At 66.8% G+C, this 2283-nt stretch carries 1 protein-coding gene and 1 pseudogene; one reads left to right on the top strand and one right to left on the bottom strand.

The features are described from left to right. Positions 1-291: 291 nt before the first annotated feature. Positions 292-1572 (bottom strand): annotated as a pseudogene (locus AB1609_21745) (IS110 family transposase). 339 nt (positions 1573-1911) lie between these two features. Here AB1609_21745 and AB1609_21740 point away from each other — a divergent pair. After that, positions 1912-2283: alcohol dehydrogenase catalytic domain-containing protein (locus AB1609_21740; GenBank protein ID MEW6049058.1), on the top strand; the 372-nt coding region annotated here is incomplete at its 3' end.

Raw genomic sequence — 2283 nt, 5'->3', positions numbered from 1 at the left:
GCCACAAGCCTTCGTAGGACCTCGACTGTGAGGAGCGAGGATCCGGGAATAGACCTGCGGTGAAAAGTCAAGAGGCGGATTTTGAAGGCTAGGGTGACGGGTGGGTGTGTTCTCTGGGCAGGCGGGAGCGGCCGCAGCGCGAGGGGCGCTCGGCAGCTCGAGGCCTGGTGGGCCGGGGATAGGGCGGCCCTAGAGAGCGCTGGGCGCGAGACGAGCGCGTCGCTGGGTCCCTGGTCGGGCCGCGTGGGGCTTCGTTCGATCCTCCTTCCGGTCCTGACGGGACTCCGGGGAGCGGTAGACGGCGCCGGCTCGCAGCAGGTGAGCGACCAGGCGCACCAACTTGCGGGCGGTCAGGACCAGCGCTCGCTTGTGGGCGTGCTTGGGCGACTCGGCCGACTTGGCAGTGTAGTAGTCCCGGTACTCGGCGCAGTGGAGCCGCACACTGTTGGCCGCCTCGACCAGGTAGTAGCGCAGGTAGGAGTTGCCGGCCTTGGCCATGGATGAGTCTTCGGCCTGGAAGGAGCCGGACTGATCCTGGGGCCACCAGAGGCCAGCGTACTTGGCCAGAGCGGCATCGTTGGCGAAGCGATGGATGTCGCCGATCTCGGAGATGAGTCCCGCCGTCCAAACGGGGCCGAGGCCCGGGATGCTGGAAATGGTGCGACGATCTGGCGGCAGCGCCGCCAGTTCCCGAGCGATGGTCTTGTCCAGCCCAGCCAGATGGCCCGAAAGGGTGCGGATGGTGGCCATGGTGGTGGCCAGGATCAGGGTGATCGGTTCGTCCAGGACCCGGTCCAGCCGGTAGGAGTCTCGGGCGGCGCGCTTGAGGGTGGCGGCTATCAGCTCCGGATCAGCGAAGCGGCCACGGCCGTGCTGATCGAGGAAGCGGGCCAGATCCTCCAGGGGGGTCTGGATCAACTCCTCGGTGGTGAACTCCTCCAGGACGGCCGAACTGGTGGCCCCGAAAGGATCGCCGAAGGGCTGGGATTGGGAGAAGGAGCTGAACTTCAGGAACAGGAGGCTCAAGAAGTAGTTCTTCTCCCGAGCCAGGGTAGAGGCCAGGTGAGCGCGGAAGCGAGTCAGCCGCTGGAGGGGAGCATAGAGCAGGTCCACCTGGAAGGGGGCAGGGAGGCGACCGAGGCGGAGCCGCTCGGCGACGAAGAAGGCGTCCAGGGGATCGGTCTTGCCGAGATTGGGGTACGCCTTCTTGAAGCCGGCTACCAGCTTGGGGTTGAGGGCGTAGACCTCCCGCTCCAGTCCAGACAGGAGCGGAGTGTCTTTAAGGAAGCAGGCGAGGTGGAACCAGTAGAGGTTGGTGGCTTCCATGCCGATGAGGACGCGGCCGAGCTGGTGCTGCTTGGCGAGGTCGGCCAGGCGCAGGGCGAGGGACTCGGCACCGGGCTGGTCGTTGCAGACTCTCCAGCGGGGGACGGCTTCCCGGCCATCGGGCAGGAGGAAGCAGGCGACGACTTCCGCCTGGCTGACATCCAGGCCGAGGAAGCCCGTGGAGTTGGGCACACCGGCGACCGGCTGGGGCTGGAACTGGGGGACGGTGGACGACTGGGACAGCATGCGACCCCTCCTTTCCTGGCCGGTCGGGGTCGCCCGAGCATGGATGGCGGCAGATCAGCCTCGCGCGTGATCAGAACTCGACCGTTGCCCACGGCTGCTGACCCGACGAGCTGCTGCACTCGCCTGGTCGGGCAGCGGCCGGAACAACCTGCGGGTAAGAACTCGTCGCCATGCCCGGGAAGTTCGGTCTACGGAGAGCGATCACCAAAGGCGTCGCAGGGAGGAAGTGAACTCCACCCGACCGGCCTTGCGGTACCAGTATCGCTCGGACGAGCCCGACTTACCAGTCGGAGCGGCCAGCATCTCCGCTCCGGCACATAACATACGAGGAGGACCAGCATGCAGACGGCGGAAAGGGACAGCGCCGCGGGCACCCCCCATTTCCAGATACCCGACAAGATGCGGGCAGCGGTCCTGTTCGGCCCCAACGATCTACGGGTCGTGGAGAGGCCGGTGCCGAAGCCCGGCCCCCAGAAGGTGCTGATCAAGGTGGCGGCCTGCGCCATCTGCGGCACCGATCTCAAGATCACCTCCCACCCCTTCCCCGGCCAGCCCCCATACGGGGAGTTCATACCGGGCCACGAGTACGTGGGCACCGTGGTGGCCGTGGGCGAGACGGTGGACGAGTTCAAGGTTGGAGACAGGGTCGCCGTGGAGGCCCACAAGGGGTGCATGCGCTGCGAGAACTGCATCCGCGGGGACTACACCGCC

This window comes from Bacillota bacterium, assembly GCA_040754675.1.
In the GTDB taxonomy this organism is placed as follows: Bacteria; Bacillota; Limnochordia; order Limnochordales; family Geochordaceae; genus Geochorda.
The sequence above is the reverse complement of the archived record's forward strand: the minus strand, read 5'-3'. Positions and strand labels throughout refer to the sequence as shown.